The 21,692-nt window shown below is 75.1% G+C and carries 15 protein-coding genes and 1 pseudogene; 9 read left to right on the forward strand and 7 right to left on the reverse strand.

Annotated features, from left to right (window positions below; translation table 11 throughout):
* The first annotated feature begins 121 nt into the window (after positions 1 to 121).
* Positions 122 to 3,163: an AfsR/SARP family transcriptional regulator gene (locus ACIQ87_RS09760; RefSeq protein ID WP_402404135.1), complete on the forward strand. Its 3,042-nt coding sequence runs from the start codon at positions 122 to 124 to the stop codon at positions 3,161 to 3,163.
* 104 nt (positions 3,164 to 3,267) lie between these two features.
* Here ACIQ87_RS09760 and ACIQ87_RS09765 read toward each other — a convergent pair whose 3' ends face one another.
* Both ACIQ87_RS09765 and ACIQ87_RS09770 read right to left on the reverse strand, forming a co-directional pair.
* Positions 3,268 to 5,106, reverse strand: a complete 1,839-nt coding sequence (locus ACIQ87_RS09765) for a serine/threonine protein kinase (RefSeq protein WP_402404138.1) — start codon at positions 5,104 to 5,106, stop codon at positions 3,268 to 3,270.
* A 240-nt stretch (positions 5,107 to 5,346) separates the two neighbouring features.
* Positions 5,347 to 9,255 (reverse strand): phosphodiester glycosidase family protein, encoded by a 3,909-nt coding sequence (locus tag ACIQ87_RS09770; protein ID WP_402404141.1) that lies wholly within the window; start codon positions 9,253 to 9,255, stop codon positions 5,347 to 5,349.
* Between the two features lie 307 nt (positions 9,256 to 9,562).
* Here ACIQ87_RS09770 and ACIQ87_RS09775 point away from each other — a divergent pair, with 307 nt between their 5' ends.
* The 4 genes from ACIQ87_RS09775 to ACIQ87_RS09790 all read left to right on the forward strand — a co-directional run bounded on the left by ACIQ87_RS09775 (position 9,563) and on the right by ACIQ87_RS09790 (position 14,056).
* Positions 9,563 to 10,450: a MerR family transcriptional regulator gene (locus tag ACIQ87_RS09775; protein WP_402404144.1), complete on the forward strand. Its 888-nt coding sequence runs from the start codon at positions 9,563 to 9,565 to the stop codon at positions 10,448 to 10,450.
* A 130-nt stretch (positions 10,451 to 10,580) separates the two neighbouring features.
* A complete protein-coding gene (locus ACIQ87_RS09780; RefSeq protein WP_402404147.1) occupies positions 10,581 to 11,543 on the forward strand; it encodes a quinone oxidoreductase family protein in 963 nt (320 codons plus the stop codon).
* Positions 11,544 to 11,599: 56 nt separating this feature from the next.
* Complete coding sequence (locus ACIQ87_RS09785; RefSeq protein ID WP_402404542.1) at positions 11,600 to 12,265, forward strand: TetR/AcrR family transcriptional regulator; 666 nt, start codon at positions 11,600 to 11,602, stop codon at positions 12,263 to 12,265.
* Positions 12,266 to 12,640: 375 nt separating this feature from the next.
* Positions 12,641 to 14,056 carry an MFS transporter gene (locus ACIQ87_RS09790; RefSeq protein ID WP_402404149.1) on the forward strand — a complete coding sequence of 472 codons (1,416 nt, stop codon included), beginning with the start codon at positions 12,641 to 12,643 and terminating at the stop codon, positions 14,054 to 14,056.
* Between the two features lie 248 nt (positions 14,057 to 14,304).
* Here ACIQ87_RS09790 and ACIQ87_RS09795 read toward each other — a convergent pair whose 3' ends face one another.
* Entirely contained in the window at positions 14,305 to 14,739 is a 435-nt protein-coding gene (locus ACIQ87_RS09795) for an NUDIX domain-containing protein (RefSeq protein WP_402404152.1), read from the reverse strand.
* Positions 14,740 to 14,888: 149 nt separating this feature from the next.
* Between ACIQ87_RS09795 and ACIQ87_RS09800 the strand changes: the two genes are divergently transcribed.
* Positions 14,889 to 15,992: an NADH:flavin oxidoreductase/NADH oxidase gene (locus ACIQ87_RS09800; protein WP_402404155.1), complete on the forward strand. Its 1,104-nt coding sequence runs from the start codon at positions 14,889 to 14,891 to the stop codon at positions 15,990 to 15,992.
* 698 nt (positions 15,993 to 16,690) lie between these two features.
* Here the strand turns inward: ACIQ87_RS09800 and ACIQ87_RS09805 are convergent.
* Positions 16,691 to 17,935: an RNA-guided endonuclease InsQ/TnpB family protein gene (locus ACIQ87_RS09805; protein ID WP_402404158.1), complete on the reverse strand. Its 1,245-nt coding sequence runs from the start codon at positions 17,933 to 17,935 to the stop codon at positions 16,691 to 16,693.
* Positions 17,936 to 18,069: 134 nt separating this feature from the next.
* Here ACIQ87_RS09805 and ACIQ87_RS09810 point away from each other — a divergent pair.
* From ACIQ87_RS09810 to ACIQ87_RS09820, 3 genes and pseudogenes are all read left to right on the forward strand, one after another.
* Positions 18,070 to 18,252, forward strand: a pseudogene (locus tag ACIQ87_RS09810) (carboxymuconolactone decarboxylase family protein); the annotation flags it as partial.
* Between the two features lie 542 nt (positions 18,253 to 18,794).
* On the forward strand, positions 18,795 to 19,037 hold the full coding sequence (locus tag ACIQ87_RS09815; protein WP_402404160.1) for a hypothetical protein: 243 nt from the start codon (positions 18,795 to 18,797) through the stop codon (positions 19,035 to 19,037).
* A 10-nt stretch (positions 19,038 to 19,047) separates the two neighbouring features.
* On the forward strand, positions 19,048 to 19,941 hold the full coding sequence (locus ACIQ87_RS09820; RefSeq protein ID WP_402404163.1) for a helix-turn-helix domain-containing protein: 894 nt from the start codon (positions 19,048 to 19,050) through the stop codon (positions 19,939 to 19,941).
* A 6-nt stretch (positions 19,942 to 19,947) separates the two neighbouring features.
* Here the strand turns inward: ACIQ87_RS09820 and ACIQ87_RS09825 are convergent, their stop codons facing one another.
* The 3 genes from ACIQ87_RS09825 to ACIQ87_RS09835 all read right to left on the reverse strand — a co-directional run bounded on the left by ACIQ87_RS09825 (position 19,948) and on the right by ACIQ87_RS09835 (position 21,634).
* Complete coding sequence (locus ACIQ87_RS09825) at positions 19,948 to 20,103, reverse strand: hypothetical protein (protein ID WP_402404165.1); 156 nt, start codon at positions 20,101 to 20,103, stop codon at positions 19,948 to 19,950.
* 279 nt (positions 20,104 to 20,382) lie between these two features.
* On the reverse strand, positions 20,383 to 20,589 hold the full coding sequence (locus ACIQ87_RS09830; protein WP_402404167.1) for a hypothetical protein: 207 nt from the start codon (positions 20,587 to 20,589) through the stop codon (positions 20,383 to 20,385).
* Between the two features lie 4 nt (positions 20,590 to 20,593).
* Complete coding sequence (locus tag ACIQ87_RS09835) at positions 20,594 to 21,634, reverse strand: zinc-binding alcohol dehydrogenase family protein (RefSeq protein WP_402404170.1); 1,041 nt, start codon at positions 21,632 to 21,634, stop codon at positions 20,594 to 20,596.
* Between the last annotated feature and the right edge of the window lie 58 nt (positions 21,635 to 21,692).

Here is a 21,692-nt window from a genome sequence, read left to right on the forward strand (position 1 = left end):
GACAGTGTGTTGACGGGTGGTGGACAAGCAACCGGCCCGGCCCGGGTGCGTCGCCCTGACCAGGGGTGATGCGGCCGGTAAAATGCCCCGGGGGATTTTTGCGGGTGGAGGGGGACGGCCGGTGGGTGGTTTACGGTTCGCGGTGCTGGGGCCGCTGCGGGGGTGGCGGGACGACGGTGAGCTGGCGCTGGGCTCGCCGCAGCAGCGGAGCCTGCTGCTCGCGCTGCTGCTGAGGGCCAACCACCCCGTGTCGAGCGGTCAACTCGTCGACGACCTGTGGGGCGAGGAGCCGCCCGCCAAGCCGTCCGCCGTGATCCGCACGTACGTCCACCGCCTGCGCCGCGTCCTGGGGCCCGAGGCGCCGAGCACGCTCAGCGGCGGCTACCTGCTCACCGTGGACGCCGGGGCGCTGGACACCCACCGCCTCGAGGAGCTCGTGGGCGAGGCGAAGACGCTGCGCGCCGCCGGGGAGCACGCCCGCGCCGCCGCCGCGCTCCGCTCGGTGCTGGCCCTGTGGCAGGGCGAGCCGATGGCCGCCCTGCCCGGCCCGTACGCGGAACGCCAGCGCGGGGAGTGGGCCGAACGCCGGGTGACCGTCCTGGAGTCGTGTCTGGAGGCCGAGGTCGAGGCCGGGCCGTCCGGCGAGGTCGTCGCCGAACTGAGCGCGGTCACGGCCGAACACCCGCTGCGGGAACGGTTCTGCGAACTGCTGATGCTCGCCCTCTACCGCACCGGCCGACAGGCCGAGGCCCTGGGCGCGTACCGCGCCACGGACCGGCGGCTGCGCGAGCAGCTCGGCGTCAGCGCCGGGCCCGGTCTGCGCGAGCTGCAGCGCCGGATCCTGGCGGCCGACGCCGCCCTCCTGGCACCCGCGCCGCCCCGGCCCGCCGCCGGCACCGGCGCCACCACCGACACCGGCACGGCCGGCACGGCCGCCGTGGCCGCGCCCCGCCCGCCGGACCGGGCGCCGGTGCGGCCGACCCAGGTCCCGGCCGACCTCGCCGACTTCACCGGCCGCGAGGCGCAGACCGAGGCGCTGCGGGCCGTCCTGCTCGCCCCCCGCACCGTGCCCGTGGCGGTCGTGGCGGGCCTGGGCGGGGTGGGCAAAACGGCGCTGGCCGTGCACGTCGCGCACGGGCTGGCCGCCGACTTCCCCGACGGCCAGCTCTACCTCGACCTGCACGGGGCCGACGGCCGCCCGACCCGGCCCGAGGAGGTGCTGGGCGTCTTCCTGCGTTCCCTCGGCGTGCCGGCCGACGCCCTGGCCTCCGGGCTCGCCGAACGCTCCGCCCAGTTCCGCTCGCTGCTCTCCGAGCGGCGCGTGCTGGTCGTCCTCGACAACGCCCGGGACGCCGAGCAGATCAGGCCGCTGCTGCCGGGCCGGCCCGGCTGCGCCGTGCTCGTCACCAGCCGGGCCCGGCTCGGTTCGCTGCCCAACGCGCAGGTCGTCGAGCTGACCGCCTTCGCCCCGCGGGAGGCCCTCGGTCTGCTCGGCCAGGTGATCGGCGAGCAGCGGCTGCGGGCCGAGGAGGACACGGCGGCGGAACTCGTCCGGCTCTGCGGGCACCTCCCGCTGGCCGTGCGCATCCTCGCCGCGCGCCTGGCCTGCCGACCCGGCTGGGCCATGGAGCGGCTGCTCGACAAGCTGTCCGGGAACCTCCGCCGGCTGGACGTGCTGCGCGCCGGGGACCTCGCCGTCGAGCCGGCGTTCCGCTTCGGCTACGACCAGCTGACGCCCGAACAGGCCCGTGCATTCCGGCTGTTGGCGGTGCCGGAGGTGCCCGACCTGTCGCCGGGAGCGGTCGCGGCGGTGCTCGGCCTGCCCGAGCACGAGGCCGAGGAGCTGGCCGAGTCGCTGGTCGACTGCTCGATGCTGGAGACGGCGCCGCCGGACCGCTACCGGTACCACGACCTGCTGCGCTCCTTCGCCCAGCGGCTCGCCCCGGAAGCGGAGGCGGAGGCGGAGGCAGCGGCGGACGCGGACGCGGACGCGCGAGTGCGGGTGCGGGTGCGGGGCGAGGAGGACCGCCCGGCGGCCGTGCTCACCCGCCTGGTGGCCCGTCAGCACGCGGAGACCGTCGCGGCCCTCGGCCCGTCCGCGGCCCGCGCCGCCCTACCCGGGGCGAGCGCCGGCACCGGCCCCCGCGCGGCGGCGCGGCCCAGCCGCGTCGACTACCAGGGCGTCGGCGCGCTGGTCGGCCAGTACGCCGGGCTCCCGGAACCGCCCCGGCTCGACCTGGCGGCCGAACTGCTGCTCGGCTGCAGCCTGTTGTGCGAGACCGGCCAGGCCACCCGGCCACTCGGGCACGCGGCCAAGGTCCTGCTCCAGGCCGCCGTCCGGGCGGGCGACCGGACGGCCGAGGTCAGGGCCCGGCTGGTGCTCGGACGGCTGCTGACCGAGGTCGGCTCCGAGCCCGCCGCCCTCGCCGAGCTGCTCAGGACCCGCGACCTGTGCACCGCCCACGGCCTGCCGGGGCCGCTGCTCGCCCTGGCCCACGCCGCGCTGGGCGCCCTGTTCGTCCAGGTCGGCCGGCCGGGCGACGCGCTCGGCGGCTTCACCGCGGCGATCTCGGTCTGGGAACGGCTCGGCGACCAGCGCTCGGTGGCGGCCGAACTGCTCAACCTGGCGGGCGCGTTCACCGAACTCGGCCGGTACGACGCGGCGGTGCGCGTGGTCGACCAGTCCCTGCTGATCTGCCACCGGCTGGCCGACTACGAGCTGCAGGCGCTCGCCCTGGACTCGCTGGGGACGATCGCCCACGACCGCGGCGAGTTCGAGCAGGCCCTGCGCCACCACCGCAACGCCCTGTCCCTGCTGCGGCCGGACGACCGGCGCCGTACGGGCCGTACGCTGCTGCGGCTCACCGAGTCGCTGCGCGCCCTGGGCCGCGGCGAGGAGGCGGTGGCGGCGGCCGGGCGGGCGGTGGAGGTGCTGACGCTCGACGGCGACCGCCGGGGGCGGGGGCTGGCGCTGGCGGCGCTCGGCGACGCGCTCGCCGAGTGCGGCACCTCGCCGCAGGAGGCGCTGGCGCGCCGGTCGGAGGCCTACGACATCCTGGCCTCCATCGGCTCCCCCGAGGCCAACCGGCTGCGCGCCCTGATCGGCCCCGGCGGGTCCGTCGTGCGGCCGCGCCGGCAGTGGCCGTCCTGGCTTCCGGCGTGACCTGCCGCGGGCCCGGTCGAGCGGTCGGCGGTCGGTAATCGGTAATCGGTGGTCGGCGGCCCGGCGTCGGGGGTCGGCGGTCGGGGCTCAGCCGGGTCGGGGGCTCAGCTGATCGTCCACAGCTGGTTCCGGGCGCCGGTGCAGTCCGCTCCGTGGGTGCCCGCGCCGATGCCCTCGGACGTCAGGCACAGCCGGGTGCCGACGTTGTAGATCCGGTAGCCGCCCGGGACCGGCTCGATGTCCCAGACCTGGTTCCAGACGGCCGGCGGGCTCGACCAGATCTGCACCTGCCTGCTCGTGCGGTCCTGGTCCAGCACCTTGGTGAAGTTGCTGGAGGCGTTGCGCAGGTAGTACATCCCCTCGGCGACCTTGTCCAGCCGCCACAGCTGCGCCGAGGTGCCGTTGACGACGTAGGTGCCGACCATGTTGCCGTCCACGTCCGCGGACTGGTAGTTGTCCAACGCGCCGTTGGCACCGGCGATCTGCGCCACGGCGGGCAGCTGCGGCCTCGGCTGCGCCGTGGGCGGCACGGACGGCGGCGGCGGCGTACCGGTGGCGCTCGCGCTGGGCGGGGCCGGTTCGCCGGTGGCGGGCCGGTCCGGGGCGGCGGGGCTCGGCGCGGGCGGAGCGGGGTTCTGGCCGGCGGCAGGTGGTGCGGCCGGGGGCGGGGCGGGGCTCCGGTCGGGTACGGCGGCGGCCGGGGCGGTGGGCAGGGCCGGGGGCGGGGCGGCGAGGGGCGATCCGGTGGGCGTTTCGGGCCCGACGGTGGGTGCGGGGCTCTGCCCCTCTCCGGCCGGTGGCAGGGGGGCCGCCGTCTGCTGGGCACTCGGGCGGGCCGTCTCCACCAGCGCGACCGGCTCCGGCACCGGGGGCTGGGCGGCGGCGCTGTGCGGCGCGCCGTCCCGGCCGGGCCGCACGACCGTGGCCCCGGCGGCCCCGGCCACGCAGAGCAGCGTCAGCGCCGTCAGCCCGGCCAGCGTCCGCAGGCGGCGCCGGGCACGCGGCGCGCGTACGGCGGCAGGCCGGGTCCGGGTCCAGGTCCGGGTCCGGGTCGGGCCCGGCGCGGGCGACGGCGCAGGCTCAGGTGGCGCCCCCTCGACCGCCGCGAGGGCGCGCCGCACCGCCGTGGCCATCGTCGCCGCGTCCGGCCAGCGTTCGCCGGGCTCCTTGGCCATCGCCCGTTCGACCAGCGCCCACACCGGTGCGGGCACGTCCCCGGGCAGCGGCGGCACGGGCTCCGTGAGGTGTTTGAGGATCACTTCGAGGGCGGTCTCCCCCTCGTACGGGAGGCGGCCGGCAAGGCACTCGTAGAGGACCACGCCGAGCGCGTAGAGGTCGGCGGAGGCGGTGACCGTCCCGGTGGAGGCCTGTTCCGGTGCCTGGTAGGCGGCGGTGCCCAGCACCATCCCGGGGACGGTGAGCCGGGCGTCGCAGGCGGGCCGGGCGATGCCGAAGTCCGCGATCACCGTCCGGTCGCCGCGGACCATCAGGTTGGCCGGTTTGATGTCCCGGTGGACCACCCCGGACTCGTGCGCGGCCTCCAGCGCCTCCAGCACCTGCAGGGCCATCCGCAGGGCCTGCGCGGCCGGCAGGGCGCCGCGGCGTTCCAGGACGGCGCTCAGCGGCTGGCCGTCGATCAGTTCCATGACCAGGTAGCCGACCGGGCGCCGCCCGGCCGTGCCCGAGTACCCCTCGCCGGGCCCGCCGTCGTGCCCGTAGTCGTACACGCCGACGATGCCCGGGTGCCGCAGCTGCGCCATGACGCGGGCTTCGGCGTGGAAGCGCTCGGCGAAGCCGGGTTCGTCCAGCAGGGCGGGCTTCACCACCTTGACCGCGACCCGGCGGCCGAGGACCTCGTCCTCGGCGAGCCACACGTCGCCCATCGACCCGCCGCCCAGCCAGTCCACCAGCCGGTAGCGGTCGGCGAGCACGGTGCCGCGCATGCTTCTCCTTGAATCGAGGAACCGAGGAACCGAGGAATCGAGGCCGAGGACCGGAGCGGTTCCGGGGCGGGCCCGGTTCCCCGGGCGCGCCCTGGGCCCGGGGCACACTCCGAGGATCATGGCACCGGCATAACGACTTACTGACTGACCATCATAGGAATCACGCTCAACTCCGGCCATCAGCGGCCCGCAGGCCCGGACCGTGGACGGTCCGGGCCTGCGGTCATTGCCGACGGTTCGTCACAGTTCGGCGCACTGGCCGCCCTTCGGTCCGCCGACGGTGTCGGCGAGGCCGCCGTCGACCGGGGCGGGGGTGTTGCCGGAGCAGTCCAGCGGGCCGCGCACGGTGGTGCCGGCCAGCAGGGTGGCGCCCCGGTTGAGGGCGAGGTGCAGCGGGCCGGCGACCGTGGTGCGCAGGAGCGCCGTGGCGCCGGTGGTGCCGCTGACGGCGACCGGGCCGCCCACGGTGGTGTCGCTCAGCAGCAGGGTGCCCGCGCCGCGGGCGGACAGCGGGCCGCCCACGGTGGAGTCGACGGCCACCAGGGACGCGCCGGGCCGGACCAGGACCGGGCCGTCGATGCTCGCGCCCTGGAGGCAGGTGACGCCCGAGGTGACGGCGAGCGAGGAGTGCCTGCCGCGCACGGTGGTGGTGCAGGCGGTCACCGGGCCGACGGTGAGCGGCTGTTCGGCCTTCACCCCGCCGACGGTGACGCTCAGCGTCCCGGTGCCGGGGCGCAGCCCGGTCAGGGCGCCGGTGGCGGGGTCGTAGGCGGCGACGGCGGTGCGCGGGGCGCTCGCGGCGGTGCCGATGTGGACGTCGGCGCCGCCCCACTGGGCGGTGACGGGCCAGGCGACGGGTACGGTGCGTTCGCCGTCCTGGGTGAAGGTGGCGGTCACGGGGGCGGTTTCGAGCAGGCCGAGCGCGGTGGGGGCCTTGAGGCCGACGGTGTCGGCGCGGGCGTGGACTTCGGCGCGTAGCCAGGCGGTGGCGTCGTCGGCGGGGGCGTAGGGGTCGGTGACGCGGCCGGCGGCGGGGTCGATGCCGAGCATCGTCCAGCCGGTGAAGCCGCCGCGGTCGGGTTCGGCGGCGGGGCCCTTGCCGGAGTTGCCGTTGATCAGGTGCGGGACGCCGTCGATGCTCTGGGCGTGGAAGGCGCCGACGTGGCCGGTGACCATGGCGGCGGACTTGCCGCGGGTGCGGAGGTCGGCGAGCCACTGTTCGATGAGGGCGGCTTCCTTGCGGTCGCCGAGTCGGCTGCCCTGGTCGGGCAGGGGGTCGCGGGTGGGGTGGTGTTCGAAGAGCAGCAGGCCGGTGACGGACGGGTCCTGGGCGGCGCCGTCGAGGGCGGAGCGCAGGGTGGCGATCTGGTCGAAGCCGCCGGCGCGCAGGGTGCCGAGGGAGCTGTCGAGGGTGACGAAGCGGGTGCCCTTGACGTCGAAGACCTGGGTGGTGTCGCCGAAGGCGGCCTTGAAGTTGTCGATGGTGCCGGGGCCCATGACCTCGTGGTTGCCGGGCACGTAGTGCCAGGGGATGCTGTGGCCGGTGAGCTGGTCGAACTCGTCGAGGAGGGTGCGGGCGAGGGCGAAGTCGGCGGGGGTGGCCTCGTCGACGAAGTCGCCGTCGATGACGAGCAGTTCGGGTTGGGCGGCGGCGATGTCGCGCAGGGTGCGGCGGGCGGCCCGGACGATGTCGCTGTCGGGGTCGCGGGCGACGAACTGGGCGTCGGACATGACGGCGACGCGCAGCGGGCGGTGGTCGACGGTGCCGTGGGTGAGCACGACGGGGTCGGTGACGCGTGGCCGGGCGGGCAGTTCGACGTCGGGGGCGACCTTGACGCGCAGGTCGGCGAGGGTGAGGGCGCCGGTGTAGGAGCGGGCGGCGCTGGTCTCCATCAGGCGGAAGCGCTGGAAGGTGAGCGGGTACTGGACGCCGGCGGGGACGGGGAACTCGACCTTGCGCCAGCCGGTCCAGGTGACCGTCGGGGCGTCGAGGTTGGCGGTGACGCCGGCGGCGGTGCGGTACTGGATGCGCGGCCAGGCGCCGTTGCCGTCGCCCTCGATCCACAGGGTGAGGGCGCGGGGCTGGCCGGGGAGCACGATGGCGTCGGGGGCGACGGCGTACTGGCCGCGGGTGCCGGTGGAGTGGGTGAAGTCGTAGGCCAGGCGCAGGCCGTGGGCGCCGTCGGGGCCGGGGGCGGGGGCCACCGAGCCGCCGGGGGCGCGGTCGTTGCCGGACTTCCAGGCGGCGGCGTCGGAGAAGTCGGTGACGGGCTTCTCGGTCATGCCGACGGTGACGGCGACGGCGCTCTCGAGCGGGCCGACGGCCAGCTTGAGGGTGGCGGACTTTCCGTCGGTGAGGGCCTTGAGGGCGATGGTGCCGTCGGGGGCGGTGCTCGTCTCGACGATGCCGTCGCCGCCGGTGACCTTGACGTCGGCGGCCTCGACGGGGGCGGTGTGGCCGAGGGAGTCGTGGCCGGTGACGGTGAGGCGGGCGGTGGCGCCGGCGCTGTCGAGGGCGATCGGCTCGTCGCCGGCGGTGATGCGCACGGCCGGGCCGAGCACGGTCAGTGCCAGCGCGGACTGCCGGGCGCCCCGGGCGGTGACGGCGACCTCGGCGGGGCCGGGGGCGCGGCCGGTGACGACGGCGTCCAGGCCGTGGCCCTCGACGCCGATCCGGTCGCTGGTGGCGGTGGACCAGGTGGTGGCGGGCACGGGGGTGGTGACGGCGCCGTAGGCCTCGTCGTGGGGCAGGGCGCGCACGGTGCGGCGCAGGCCGGGGAAGAGGCGGGTGGCGGTGTCGACGGGTTCGGCCGGGCGCAGCCGGAAGCCCTTGGTGGTGCCGGTGCCGGGGGTGGAGAACAGGCCGAGGCCGTTGGCGACGGCGCGTTCCCCGCCGTTGTCGGAGGGGTGGCTGACGGTGCCGGCCTGCTGGGTGCCGGGCAGGCGGGCGGCCATGGCGGCGGAGCCGCCGCCGTCCATGTTGAGCGCGTTGTGGGCGCCCATGTCGCGCATCAGGACGGCGAGGTCGGGGAGGTTGATGCCGGGGCTGTCGGCCTGGCGGCCGTCGATGGTGACGAGGTACAGGCGCCGGTTGTCGGCGGAGAAGCCGACGGCGGTGCGGGCGTTGGGCTGGTTGGCGTCGTTCTCGCCGGAGCGCTGGGCGACGCCGTCGGCGACGAGGACCTGGTGGCCGCCGACGGCGACGGCGACCTCGCCGAAGGAGGCGCGGGGGCGGTAGCCGACGGTGACCTGGTCGCCGGGCCTGAGGTCGCGCAGGGCGCGGGCGCCGGCCTCGCGGCCGACCAGGACGGTGGCGCCCTCGGGGACGGCGGCGCCGAGTCGGTCCCGTACGGCGGTGACCTTGCCGTCGCGCAGTTCGACCTCGGCGACGTCGGTGGAGCCGTCGGCGACGTGGGTGCGGGTGGCGTCGCCCCAGGCGGGGGTGAAGACTCCGACGCCGTCGGCGGGCAGGCCGTGGGTGTTGACGCCGTCGAGGGTCAGCCGGCGGCCGCCGGGCAGGTTCGCGTGGCCCTCCAGGAAGACCTGGGCCATCCGGGCGAGGCCGTCGGTGCCGACGGTGACGGCCTGGTTCCAGCCCTCGACGGGGGCGTGGATGAGGCCGTCCTGGCGGGAGACGCCGACGCCGAGGGGGGCTTCGGAGGCGTTCATATCGAAGTAGTCGCCGTTGATCGCGGCGACGGCTCCGGCGCCGCGGGCCAGGTCGGTGACGGTCCGGCGGGTGGTCACCTTGCCGGAGGACAGGTAGTCGACGCTCAGGCCCTCGGTGTCCAGGTCGGCGACGAGGACCTTGCCGCGGATCCAGCCGGCGGCGGCGAGGCGGTCGAAGGCGGTCATGGTCAGGCCGGGGGCGATGGGGGTGACCTCGCGGCGGGTGACCACGGACTCCCCGGGGCGGTCCAGGACCGGGCCGGGGTCGGTGGCGTGGGGCCGGGTGCCGGCCGTCGTGGGAGCCGGGGCGGGCGCCGTCGTTGGGGCGGGGGCGGGGGTGGCCCAGGCGGGGGTGGCGAGGCCGGGCAGGCCGGCGGCCAGGGCGGTGGCCAGGGCGAGCGTGCCCAGGGCGCGGCGGGTGCGGGTGCGGGTGCGGCGGGTGCGGGCGTCCGTGCGGGCGGGTGCGGGTGGGGGTGGCATGCGGGGTCCTCCTCGTGCGGCGGCGGGCTGGGGCGCTTGCGGCGGCGTGCGGGGCGCCGGGTGTGTGGGGCGCCGGGTGTGTCGCCGTTCGCCCGCGGACGGTGCGGCCCGGGGCGGTTCCTCCCGGGCGCGGGAAGTCAACCGTGCACGGACGACCTGTGGTCCACGGCCCGGTGAACCGTCCCGCTCGGCGCCGCGAACAGGCTGCCGGATCCGGCGGGAAAGCTGACGTACCGCCACGAAGGGGGCGCGGGTCCAACCCTGCCCGTTTGCCCCTGCCCCTGGGGCAGGGGGCACAGTGGCGGGCGTGCAGGAGGACATGATCACCATCGGCGAACTCGCCGCCAGGACCAGGCTCAGCCTCAAGGCCCTGCGGCTCTACGGCGCGCGGGGGCTGTTGCCGCCCGCCCTGGTCGACCCGCGCACCGGGGTGCGCCGCTACGGCCCGGCGCAGGTCGAGCGGGCCCGGCGCATCGCGCTGCTGCGCGCCGCCGGGCTGCCGCTGGCGCGGATCCCGTCGGTGCTGGACGTCGACGGCGACGGCGACGGCGACGCCGACGAGGGCCCGGGCGCGGGCGCCGACGAGGGCGCGGGCGAGGGCGCGGGCGCGGGAGCGGCCGAGCGGGCGCTGCTGGCGTACTGGCGGGAGCGGGAGTCCGAGCACGCGGCCCGCCGGGAGGCGGTGGGCTACGCCCGAGAGGTTCTGACCGGAAGGAGCACCGCCATGTTCGAGATCGCCGAGCGCGACGTGCCCGAGCAGCACGTCCTGTTCGTCCGGCGGCACGTGGACGCCGCCGCACTGCCCGGCTTCCTCTCCGAGGCCGGCGAGTCGCTGCTCGGGCGGCTGCGGGAGGTCGACGCGTGCCTGTCCGGGCCGCTGTTCGCGGTGTTCCACGGCCTGGTGGGCGAGGACTGCGACGCCCTGGTCGAGGTCTGCGCCCCCACCCCGAACGCCGTCGGCCCGCACGGCCCGTTCGGGGTGCGCATCGAGCCCGCGCACCGCGAGGCGTACACCGCCCTGCCCCGGCGGGGCTTCGCCGCGATGGCCGCCGCCCACGACGCGGTGGGCGCCTGGGTCGCCGCCCGCGGGTACGGGCGGGGCGGGCCCAACCGGGAGGTGTACTACCCGAACTGGGCGACCGCCGGGCCGGAGGAGCACGTCGCGGACGTCGCCGTGCCGCTGGCGGCGGGGTGACGGGCAACTGCCCGTCACCGTACGGATTTCTGGACTTGTGGGTCCATTTTCGGCTGCCTACGGTGCTGTTCACCCCCCTTCTCCCCTCTCGGACTCCTGCGGACGAGCCCGTACAGAAAGGTGTCAGCCCATGCACGCGATCCGGATCGAGGAGCACGGCGGCCCCGAGGTCATGCGCTGGACCGAGCTGCCGGACCCGGTCCCCGGCCCGGGCGAGGCGCTGGTGCGCCTGGGCGCCGCCGGCGTCAACTACATGGACGTCGGCGCCCGCGCCGAGGGCGGCCCGGGCTGGGCGGCGCCGGCGGTGCTCGGCGCCGAGGGCATGGGGTACGTCGCCGCCCTCGGCCCGGGGGTGGACGGCCTGGCCGTCGGCGAACGGGTGGCCTGGTTCTACCACCCGGGCAGCTACGCCGAGTTGCTCGCCGTCCCGGCCGACTCGCTGGTCACGGTGCCCGACGGGGTGCCGGACGAGGTCGCGGGCGGCCTGCTGATGCAGGGCCTGACCGCGAGCCACCTGAGCACCGAGACCTACCCGATCGCCCCGGGCGACACCGCGGTGGTGCACGCGGCGGCGGGCGGCGTCGGGCGGCTGCTCACCCAGCTGGTCAAGGCGCGCGGCGGCGACGTCATCGGCCTGGTCTCCCGCGAGGAGAAGGCCGCCGTCGCGAAGGAGGCCGGCGCCGACCACGTGCTGGTCCACTCCGGCGGCGGCTTCGAGGACCGGATCAGGGAGCTGACCGGCGGGCGCGGGGCCGACGTCGTCTACGACGGCGGCGGCGCCGACACCTTCCGCTCCTCCCAGCTGGCCCTGCGCCCGCACGGGGTGCACGCCTACTACGGCCCCTTCATGGGCGTGCCCGAGCTGCGGCCCACCGACCTGCCGAACAGCATCCTGCTGACGTACCCGGTGGTGCACCACCACGTCCCCACCCGCGAGGCGCTGGTACGGCGCGCCGGCGAGCTGTTCGACCTCGTCCTGGCGGGCGGGCTCACCCCGCGGGTCACCGGCCGCTACCCGCTGGCCGAGGCCGCCCGGGCGCACGCGGACCTGGAGTCCCGGCGCACCACCGGCAAGCTGGTCCTGCTGCCGTGAACGCCCTCGCGAGCGCGGTCGTGAACGCCGCGAACGCCGTGAACACCGTGAACGCCGTGAACACGCCGGAGGAGCACGTCCCGCCGACCCGCAAGGGCGCCGCGACCAGGCAGCGCATCATCGAGGGCGCCGCGCGGGAGATCCGCGCGGAAGGCGTGTTCGCGCTGCGCCTGGAGGACGTGATGGCCCGCACCGCCACCAGCAAGAGCCAGCTGTTCCACTACTTCCCCGGCGGGAAGGACGAGCTGCTGCTGGCCGTGGCCCGCTTCGAGGCGGCCCGGATCCTCGACGACCAGCAGCCGGAACTGGGCGCCCTCACCACCCGGGAGGCCTGGTGGCAGTGGCGCGACAAGGTCCTCGCCCGCTACCGCGCCCAGGGCGTCGGCTGCCCGCTGCACGTGGCGCTGTCCCAGCTGGGCACCGCCACCGGCGCGGGCCGCACGGTGGCCGCCGAGCTGCTGGGGCAGTGGCAGCGCCGGCTCGCCGCGGGCGTGCGCCACCTGCAGGCCGGCGGGGTGGCCGCCGCCGGGCTGGACGCCGAGCGGGAGGCGGCGGCGCTGCTGGCCGGGATCCAGGGCGGGGTGCTGATCCTCATGACCACCGGCTCCATCGACCACCTGGAGGCGGCGCTGGACTCGGGCCTCGCCCGGCTCGGGCTCACGTCCCGACCTGGAGCTGACGGGGAGCTGACGGCGGGGCGCGCGCGAGCGCCCCGGGGGTGACGCAGCGGGGTCGCTTCCGTACGGACGGGAACCGCCCGGGTGTGCAATGGGCCACATTCCCAGGCCTGTTGGGGGCTTCGGGTGACGAGGGTCACGCCCGGTGCGCGTTCGGGGCGCGCGACGGCGCCTCGTCCCGGCAGGACTGGGCGGGCGGCGATCCGGCACGGGCGAAGGCCCTGTCCGCTTCGGGACCTTGGTCGTGAATCCCCTCGACCTTCGACCCGGTGGCGGCCCCACGACGGCCGGGCAACCGTGGACGGTCGCCCGTTGTGACCGGGCGATGGCGCCGTCCGAGGTGGGCGGCGTCTTCCCCTGCCGTCTACCCGGCGCACGGTGCGCGGTTGCGCGCCGTACGCTCCGGAGGACCCCAAGCACATGTCCCAGACCATCGACAACGCCCCGTATACCGCGTTCCACCGCAGGCTGGCCCTCGCCTGTTCCGGCGGACCCCTGCTCGACGGCTACATCCTGAGCATCGTCGGCGTCGCCCTGATCGGGATGCGCCCGGACCTCGGGCTGTCCACCGCCGAGGTCAGCCTGATCGGCGCCGCCGCCCTGGTCGGAATGTTCGTCGGCGGCGCGCTCTTCGGCGTGCTGACCGACAAGATCGGCCGGGAGGTGATGTACACCGCCGACCTGCTCGTGATGGTCGCCTGCTCGGTGCTCTCCTTCTGGGTGGACGCGGTGTGGGCGATCGCCGTGCTGCGCTTCGTGCTCGGCATGGCCGTGGCCGCCGACTACCCCATCGCCACCTCGCTGCTCGCCGAGTGGCTGCCCGCCAAGCACCGCGGCCGGCTGCTCGGCCAGCAGATCATCGCCTGGTACGCCGGCTCCGTGCTCGCCTACGTGGTGGGCTACCTCTTCCTGGAGCTGGCCGGGCCGGGCAGCTGGCGGTGGATGCTGGCGAGCTCCACGGTGCTGTGCGTGGTGTTCCTGGTGATCCGGCGCGGCTCCCCGGAGTCGCCGCGCTGGCTGGCCGCCAACGGGCGGGTCGGTGACGCGGTGCGCGTGGTCGAGAAGCACCTGGGCGTGCGCGTGGACGGCCGGGAGCTGATGCCCGACCCGGCCGAGCGCGGCCGCCCCGCCGGACTGCGCCTGCTGATGACCCAGCCCTACCGGCGCCGCACCCTGTTCTGCGGCCTGTTCTTCCTGTGCCAGGTCGGCCCGCTGTTCGCGATGCTCACCTTCGGCCCGCAGATCCTCTCCTCCTTCGGCATGCCCGGCGGCACCGTGATGGAGACCCTCGGCACCGGCATGATCAGCCTGGTCTTCCTGCTCGGCTGCTACCCGGCGCTGCGCCTGATCGACACCCGCGGGCGCCGGCCCGTCATCATCTGGTCCTTCGCGCTGATGACCGTCCCGCTGGCGCTGCTGGGCGTGTGGCCCACCGCCCCGGCCGCCGTCGCGCTGCTGGCGCTGTGCGCGTACGCCTTCCTGTGCGGCGGGCCGAACGTGCTCGACTGGACGTACCCCAACGAGCTGTTCCCGACCGAGATCCGGGCCACCGCGGTGGGCGTCGCCACCTCGGTCAGCCGGATCGGCGCGGCCGTCGGCACCTACCTGCTGCCGCTGTCGCTGACCGGGCTGGGCACCGGCCCGACCATGCTGATCGCGGCCGGGACGACGGCCGTCGGACTGCTGGTCTGCGTCATGTGGGCCGAGGAGACCCGGGGCACCGCCCTCGGCGCCTCCCCCGCGGCTGCCGCCGCCGGTGCTTCCGGCGCCGGGGATGCGCCGCGCGCCGCCCGGGGCGCCGTCCCGAGCCAGCGCGTCCCACAGACGGCACGCTGACGGCCCACTTACGGCCCGCGTACGGCCCCACGTACGGCCCGCGCGTACGGCATCGACGGCGCCGCCCGGTCCTCCCGGGCGGCGCCGTCCGGCGTCCCGGGGCGCCGACTCCCTTACCCGGCCGCCGAATTCACAGCGGTTGGGGCGGCGCCGGTGGGCGAGTATCGCGGGCCCGACGGGCCGGGGCCAACGGGTTTTCCGTCACCCCCGGGCCCCGCCACGACGCCCCGTCAGGCCGGATCGCCCCGTCAGGCCAGGTCGCCGCGTTCGCGCAGCAGCGGCAGGAGGTGGTCGCGGACGGCGGGAGCCAGGCGCAGGGTGTCGTCGCGGCCGTCGGTCCAGCGCAGGTCGGCGAGTTCGGCGGCGGGGACGGGTTCGCGGTCCAGGGTGGCGGTGAAGACGGTCATCAGCATGGGCACGCCTTCGAGGGCGGCGGTGGCGCGGATGTCGGTGAGGTGGCGGGGGTCGACCGGGGCCGCGCCGAGTTCCTCGCCCAGTTCGCGGGCCAGCGCCTGGAGGGCGTCCTCGCCGGGGTCGGGCTTGCCGCCGGGAAGGTAGAAGACCTCGGGGGCGGCCTGCTTGCTGACGACCAGGAGTCGGCCGTCCCGGATGATCGCGGCGGCGGCGACGGTGAGCGGGGTGAGGGGGGAGTCCGGAGTGCCGGTGGCTGCGGAGTCGATCATGGAATTGATTCTCGCAGGCGGGAGGGCGTGCTGACGGAGCACCCTTGCAGATGTCTGCACGCGCAATTATTGTTTGCGAATGTAAGTGCAGCTGCAAAAGTTGCACGCTCTCCCCTTCGCATTGGCGCCGACCCCATCGGGAGTCCGACATGAGCACCTCCCTCTTCGACCCGTTCACCCTGCGGTCCCTGACCGTCCCCAACCGGATCTGGATGCCGGCCATGTGCCAGTACAGCGCCGCCCCGGACGGGGACGCGGCCGGCGTCCCGACCGACTGGCACTTCGCCCACCTCGCGGCCCGCGCCGCCGGCGGCACCGGACTGATCATCACCGAGGCCACCGCGGTCAGCCCCGAGGGACGCATCACCCCGTACGACCTCGGCATCTGGAACGACGAGCAGGTCACGGCCTTCCGCCGGATCACCGACTTCCTGAAGAGCCAGGGCACCGTCCCGGCGATCCAGCTCGCCCACGCCGGCCGCAAGGGCTCCACCGAGCGCACCTGGGTCGACCGCGGACGGCCCGTCACCCCGGACGAGGAGCACGGCTGGACCCCGGTCGGCCCCAGCGCCGAGGCCTTCTCCCCCGCCCACACCACGCCGGACGAGCTGACCCAGGAGCAGATCGGCGAGATCGTCCGGCAGTTCGCCGACGCCGCCCGGCGCGCGCTCGACGCGGGCTTCCAGGTCGCCGAGGTCCACGGCGCCCACGGCTACCTGGTCCACCAGTTCCTCTCCCCCGCGGCCAACCACCGCACCGACGGCTACGGCGGCTCCTTCGAGGGGCGCATCCGCTTCGCGCTGGAGGTCGTCGACGCCGTCCGCTCGGTGTGGCCCGAGGACCTGCCGGTCTTCTTCCGCGTCTCCGCGACCGACTGGATCACCGAGAACCCGCAGGACGGCCGGGAGGGGTGGACCTCGCAGGACACCGTCCGCCTCGCCAAGGAGCTCCAGGCCCACGGCGTCGACCTGCTCGACGTCTCCACCGGCGGCATCGTCCCCGACGCCCGCATCGAGGCCGGGCCCGGCTTCCAGGTGCCCTTCGCCGAGACCGTGCGCCGCGAGACCGACCTGCCGGTCGCCAGCGTCGGCCTGATCACCGACCCCGCCCAGGCCCAGGCCATCCTCACCGAAGGCCGCGCCGACGCCGTCCTGATCGGCCGCGAACTGCTCCGCAACCCCTACTGGGCCCGCCACGCCGCCACCACCCTCGACGTCGAGGTCCCCACCCCCACCCAGTACCACCTCGCCTGACCCTCACAAGCCCCCGGGGATCAGGAAGCCGACCACCCCGGCTTCCTGACCCCCGGCGCCACACCAACTCCCAAGCACAACACGGAAAGTCGAACCCGCCGACTTCCCACTCCACCCAAGGTGAAGCCGGCTGACACAGCGCGGCGCGGAAGGCCCGGCTGCGGCCGGCGGCTCTGCCCCAGTCGGTGTCAGACGCGCTCCGGGCGAAGGGTCAGGGCGCGCGACTGCGCAGAAAGTCGAACCCATCGACTTTCCACTCCCCACCCGTACGCCCCCGCCCGCAACGGAACACGGCCCGGCCGACCGGCGCGGCGCGGCGGTCGGACCCGCCGACTTCCTACTCCACGCGGGTGAAGCCGGCCGGAACGGTGCGGCGCGGAAGGTCGGGCTGTGGCCGGCGGTTCTTCCCGGGTGGGGGTCGGCGAAGGGGTGTGGCGTGTTGGTGTTGCTCCTTCGGATGGGGGGTCACAGGAAATCTTTCGGCTCGGGCAGGGCGCAGTGATGCCATTTCAGGGGGGTCTGGCCGCAAATTTTCCTGTGAAGGCGGGCAGCGTGTCAGGCTTGAGTTGGAGTGTGCTCCAAGTTCTACGGTTCTGCCGTGGTCGCCGCCGCCAGTGGTCGGCGGTCGGGACGACGGGAGAGGAGCAGCTCGCTGGGCGGGTGCGAGCCGCAGTTGGAGGTCCACGTCAACGCCTCGGTCAACTTGTCCCGGCCGTGAACGGCCGGGCTTGTGGGTAGGGCGCGGCTGGCTGCCGCGAGGCCTCCCACGTCTGAGCCACCCGGGTTGTGGTGGCTGGGACGCGTGACTCACGCCCCGCTGTCCACACGCTCTCGCCTTTGCGGGCGATGTTGTGGGACGCGTTGTCGTCCGCGTGCATGACGGTCCCGCAGGACCGGCAGGCGAACGTTGCCTGATCGACGCGGTTCTTCCGGTCGATGTGATGGCACTGGGAGCACTGCTGGCTGGTGTACGCCGGGTCGACGTACACCAGCGGCACACCGGCCCGCTTCGCCTTGTAGGCGATGTACTGGCCGAGTTGGTGGAAGCTCCACGAGTGCACAGTGGTCCGCTGGTCCTTGCGGAGCCGTACCCGGTCGCGGATGCCCGTGAGGTCTTCCAGGGCGATACCGCAGCCGGTGCGTTCAGCGGTGGTGACGACGGTCTTGGAGACGATGTGGTTGATGTTGGCGGTGTGCCGGGCTTCCTTGCGGGAGCGCTTCTTGAGCAGCCGCTTGGCGGACTTGGTGCCCTTGGCCTGGAGTTTCCTGCGCAGGTCGGCTTGCCGTTTGCGGTGCCGGTTCAGGCCGCGCCCGGCGGCCCGGTAACCGGTGCTGGCGGTGGCGATGTTGGCGATGCCGAGGTCCACCCCGATGAAGGAGGCCGGGTTGTCGTTCAGCGGCGCCTCGGGCACGTCACAGGTGGCGATCAGGTAGAACTCGCCGTCGCGTTCGACCAGATCGGACTCGCCCTTGCGGTGCTCGCGCAGCATCCGCAGCGCATCGGCCGAACACGCGAAGCGCACGCCCTTGAGCCGTCCGGCCGTTGTCCAGATGCTGACGGCCTTCCGGTCCAACTGCCAGGACAGGCACCGGTCGTCATAGGGCTGAGCCGCCTCGGGGCGAAAGGCGATCGGCTTGGACTCGGCCTTGTCCCTCCGCTTGGAGCCCGGTCTGCCGAGGTTCCCGGCACGGATGTTCGCCTTCAACGTGGTGTAGGCGTCGCGGACCTTCTTGATGGTGTGCTGGGCGGCCTGCGCCCCCAGCCCGCGCGCCTTCAACTCGGCATAGGTGTGCTTGCGCAGCTCGTACTCACGCGGCACACCGCGCTCGAACGCCACCCCCGACACCCAGCACGCAGCCTCGTTCACCACGTGCAGGGTCGAGCGCAACGCGGCCACCGCGTCGACGTCCGGCAGCAGCTTGACCTGCACCACGACCTTCACGAAGAAAACCGTAACAACCGCCTCCGACAATCAGCCGTCCAGCATTCCGGAACGCCGCTGAGCACTCCGCGTCGAAGGACCCCGGACGCGATTCCTCCCGGCCGTGAACGGCCTGGGTTCCTCGCAGGATCACGCTGAACGTCGGGCTGACGCCGCAGGAGATCGTCGAGGCGCTGCTGCACTCCGCCGCCTACTGCGGCTTCCCGAAGGCGCTGAACGCCACCTTCGTCGCCAAGAAGGTGTTCGGCGAGCGCGGTCTCCTGCCGGTCACGTCGGACCGCCCGGCCGCCCGGCCGACTGACCGGCTGACCGGCTGACCGATGGACCGGCTGTCGGCAGCCGGCCGAGCGGCCCGGTGGTGCATGTGCTCCGGTGCGACGGCGGTGCCGCACCTGGCCCGCCCTGCTGGAACAGGGCAAGCCGGATCCCCTGGTGGTGTCGAGTGGCAACGGCCGGGGAGACCGCGTGCGTGAGACGTGGGGCTTGGGAGCCGGGCGCCCCCGGGCCCTGGCCCTGGGCGGGGCCTGTGCGGGGCGCTCACCCCGCCGATATCCACAGAGGATGGCGTTTCGCATTCCTCGCGGCAAGCCCGAAGGGGCCCGGAGGGTCGGACACGGCGGGTGCCCGGGCCCCGGGGCTTGGCCGGGCCTGTGGCCGTGAGCTGCGGATTCGTCCCGACGGGTTCTCAACTTCGAGTGGGACAAAGCGAGAAACGGGGGCGTAAAGCGTTGGACCGCCCCCGCGGCCCACGGCGACCCTGTGCGTGGGTGTCCGGCCCGCCCGGCTCTGGAAGGCCGGGCGGGCGCGCGAGGACCCCGGTCGAGTGGCAACAGCCGCAACCCAGCGAAGCGGAGACCGCATGGAACAGCAGTACACCCCGGCCGCGCACGCGGCGTGCGTCGAGGTCCGGACGGCGCCGGGGGCCCCGGTGCCCGTCCCGGCCGCCGTGCTCGTGGTCGTCGTCCTCCTCCTCACCACCGCCCTGACCGCCTGCGGCACCCCCGCCCGCACCGCCGTCGCCACCCTGGCCGGCGCCGGGCTGCTCGGCATAGAGCTGGTGCGCCGCCTGGCCGAGGCGCTCACCGCCCGCCGGGTCCGCTAGGAGGCGGCCGGTGGGGCGCCTGAACAGCGTCCTGGCTGCAGGGGGCAAGGACATCCGGAGGCTCGCCCAGTGGCTGCGTGCCCTGCGCGAGCGTTCCGGCCTCACCTACAGCCAGATGGCGCGCAAGACCGCCGGATTCGCCCGGCCCGTCTCCCTCGCCACCCTCTCCCGCGCGGACGAGGGCCGCACGGTGCCGACCTGGCCGGTCACCGAGGCCTACGTCCGGGCCTGCGGCGGCTCGGTGCGCACCGCCGAGCGGCTGTGGCTGCGTGCCGACGCCGACCGGCCCGGGCGGCGCGGGAGCGGGGCCAAGGCCGTGCCGGTCGCACCCGCCGCGGCCGGCGCGGGTCGGGCCCTGCCGTACGTCACGCAGCGCTGTGAACTGCTCGTCGCCATGCGGCGGTTGCGGGTGCGCGCCGGAAGTCCGTCCCTGCGCGAGCTGGAGAAGCGCGCGGCGCGGGGCGCGGTGAGCCACCTGCCGCGCAGTACTCTGCACGGGGTGCTGGCGGGTGAGCGGGACTGCACCGAGCGGGTCCTCGTCGAGTTCGTCCGGGCCTGTGGGGTGGGCCCGGTGGAGGAGGCCGAGTGGGTCGCGGCCCTGCGCCGGACCGCCGGCGCTCCTCCCCCGCCGCCCGACGTCCACCGCCGACTCGCCGAGGCCCACGCCGAGATCCGGCGCCTGCGCCGTGCCCTCGACGACCGCCCCGCGCGGGAAGTCGGCCCGGCCGACTTCCCGCGCCGCGTCGGCCGGCTGACGGGACGGCCCGTCCCCCGGCCAAGAGCCCCGCGCACGAACGCGGGAGGCCGACGGCCCCTGCCTCCCGCACCGGAGCGGACCCTCGACGCCCCCACCGAGCCGCGGCGAGGAGTCGGTCCGGCCGACTTCCCGTGCCGTAGCGGGTAGTGGCGCCTACGGCGAAGGCGGGATCGGTGGTGGCTCCTCCTCGGGCAGCAGGTGCCGGCCGAGGTGCGCCGTGAGGAACGTGGTGATCGCCTCCGCGTCGGTGGACTCCGCAGGCAGGTCAGCCGGGCGGGGCTGGTAGAGCCCGATGCGTTCATCCCGCAAACGGGCTTCGAGAAGCGGCACTTGGTAAGCGGTCGATGGTCCCGCGGTGGGACAACCAGTCGAAGACCCTGGCACCGGGGCAGCGGCCGGACCGCGGCGACCGCGCCGGATGGCTGTCCTGCCGGGAGCCGACGTGGACGTAGTCCGCGTTCCTCAGTGCTCCGTCGAGGTACGGGGTGGGGAGGTCCTTCGCCGAGGCGGGCCAAGGCGGGCGGTGCGGTGGTCACCGGATCCGCCGGGGCGGGCGGTGCGGCCGGGGCGGCCGGGGCGGCCGGGGCGTCAGTCCCGCCGCAGCAGCCAGCGGTAGATCAGGACTGCCGTGACGACGCCGACGGCCAGGACCGCGACGTCGACCCCTTCGAGTGCGGCCGGGTCCTGCCCGTGGTGCTGGTACACCCCGGACAGCAGGACCCTGGCGGCCAGGGCCGCCACCGCCCCGCCGCCGGTGGCGAGCAGGGCCTCGACCTGGCCGGTGCGCCGGGGCATCGGCTCAGAACCCGGTCAGGGTCGTCTTGCCGATCGCCGCACCGGACTCCTGGAGGCGGTGGGCTGCCCGGAGATTGGCGGCGGTGACGGGGCCGAGGTCGCGGGTGGCGGTGGTGGTCAGGACGCCCGCGTCCACCAGGCGCGCGACCCGGTCGAGGATCCGGTGCTGCACCGCCTGGTCGGCGGTGGCGTGCAGGGAGCGGGTGAACATGAACTCCCAGTGGAAGGAGATGCTCTTGCCCTTGAGGACACCGATGTCCAGGGAATCGAAGTCGTCGATGGCGACGATGCCGCCGAAGGGCTTCAGTGCCTCGGCGTAGGCGGTGAGGTTGCGGTCGGTGGCGACGGTGCCGAAGACGTGGTCGAGACCGCCGGGGGCGACCTTCGCCAGTTGCGGGCCGAGCGGGAGCGTGTGGTCGATCACGTGGTCGGCGCCCATGCGGCGGGCGAACTCGGCCGACTCCGGGCGGGACGCGGTGCCGATCACGGTCAGGCCGGTGAGGGTGCGGGCGAGCTGGGTGACGAGCGAGCCGACGCCGCCCGCCGCGGCGGTCACCAGCAGGGTGCCGCCCTGCTCCGGGCCGCCCGCGCCCAGGCCGAGGCGCTCGAAGAGGCCCTCCCAGGCGGTCAGCGCGGTCAGCGGCAGCGCGGCGGCACCGGCGAAGGAGAGGGTGGCCGGCTTGTGGCCGACCAGGCGCTCGTCCACCGCGTGGTAGCGGGAGTTGGCGCCGGGCCGGTCCAGGGCGCCGGCGTAGTACACCTCGTCGCCGACCTCGAACAGCTCCACCTGCGCACCGACCGCGACCACGGTGCCGGCCGCGTCCCAGCCCAGCACCCGCGGCTCTCCGCCCGGGTCGGCGTTCTGCCGGACCTTGTGGTCCACCGGGTTGACGGCCACCGCCTCCACCCGCACCAGCAGGTCGCGCGGGCCCGGCTGGGGTACGGGCAGCTCGACGTCGAGCAGGCTCTGCGGGTCGTCGACCGGCAGGCTCCGGCGGTAGGCGACGGCGGGCATCGTCACGGGGATCGTGGTCGTCGCGGGCATCAGGGGTCTCCTCGTCGTCGGGGCGGCTCACCGCCGTCCGGGCACGTCGGCGACGGTA

The sequence above is a fragment of the Kitasatospora sp. NPDC096204 genome (assembly GCF_044763205.1).
Lineage (GTDB): Bacteria > Actinomycetota > Actinomycetes > Streptomycetales > Streptomycetaceae > Kitasatospora.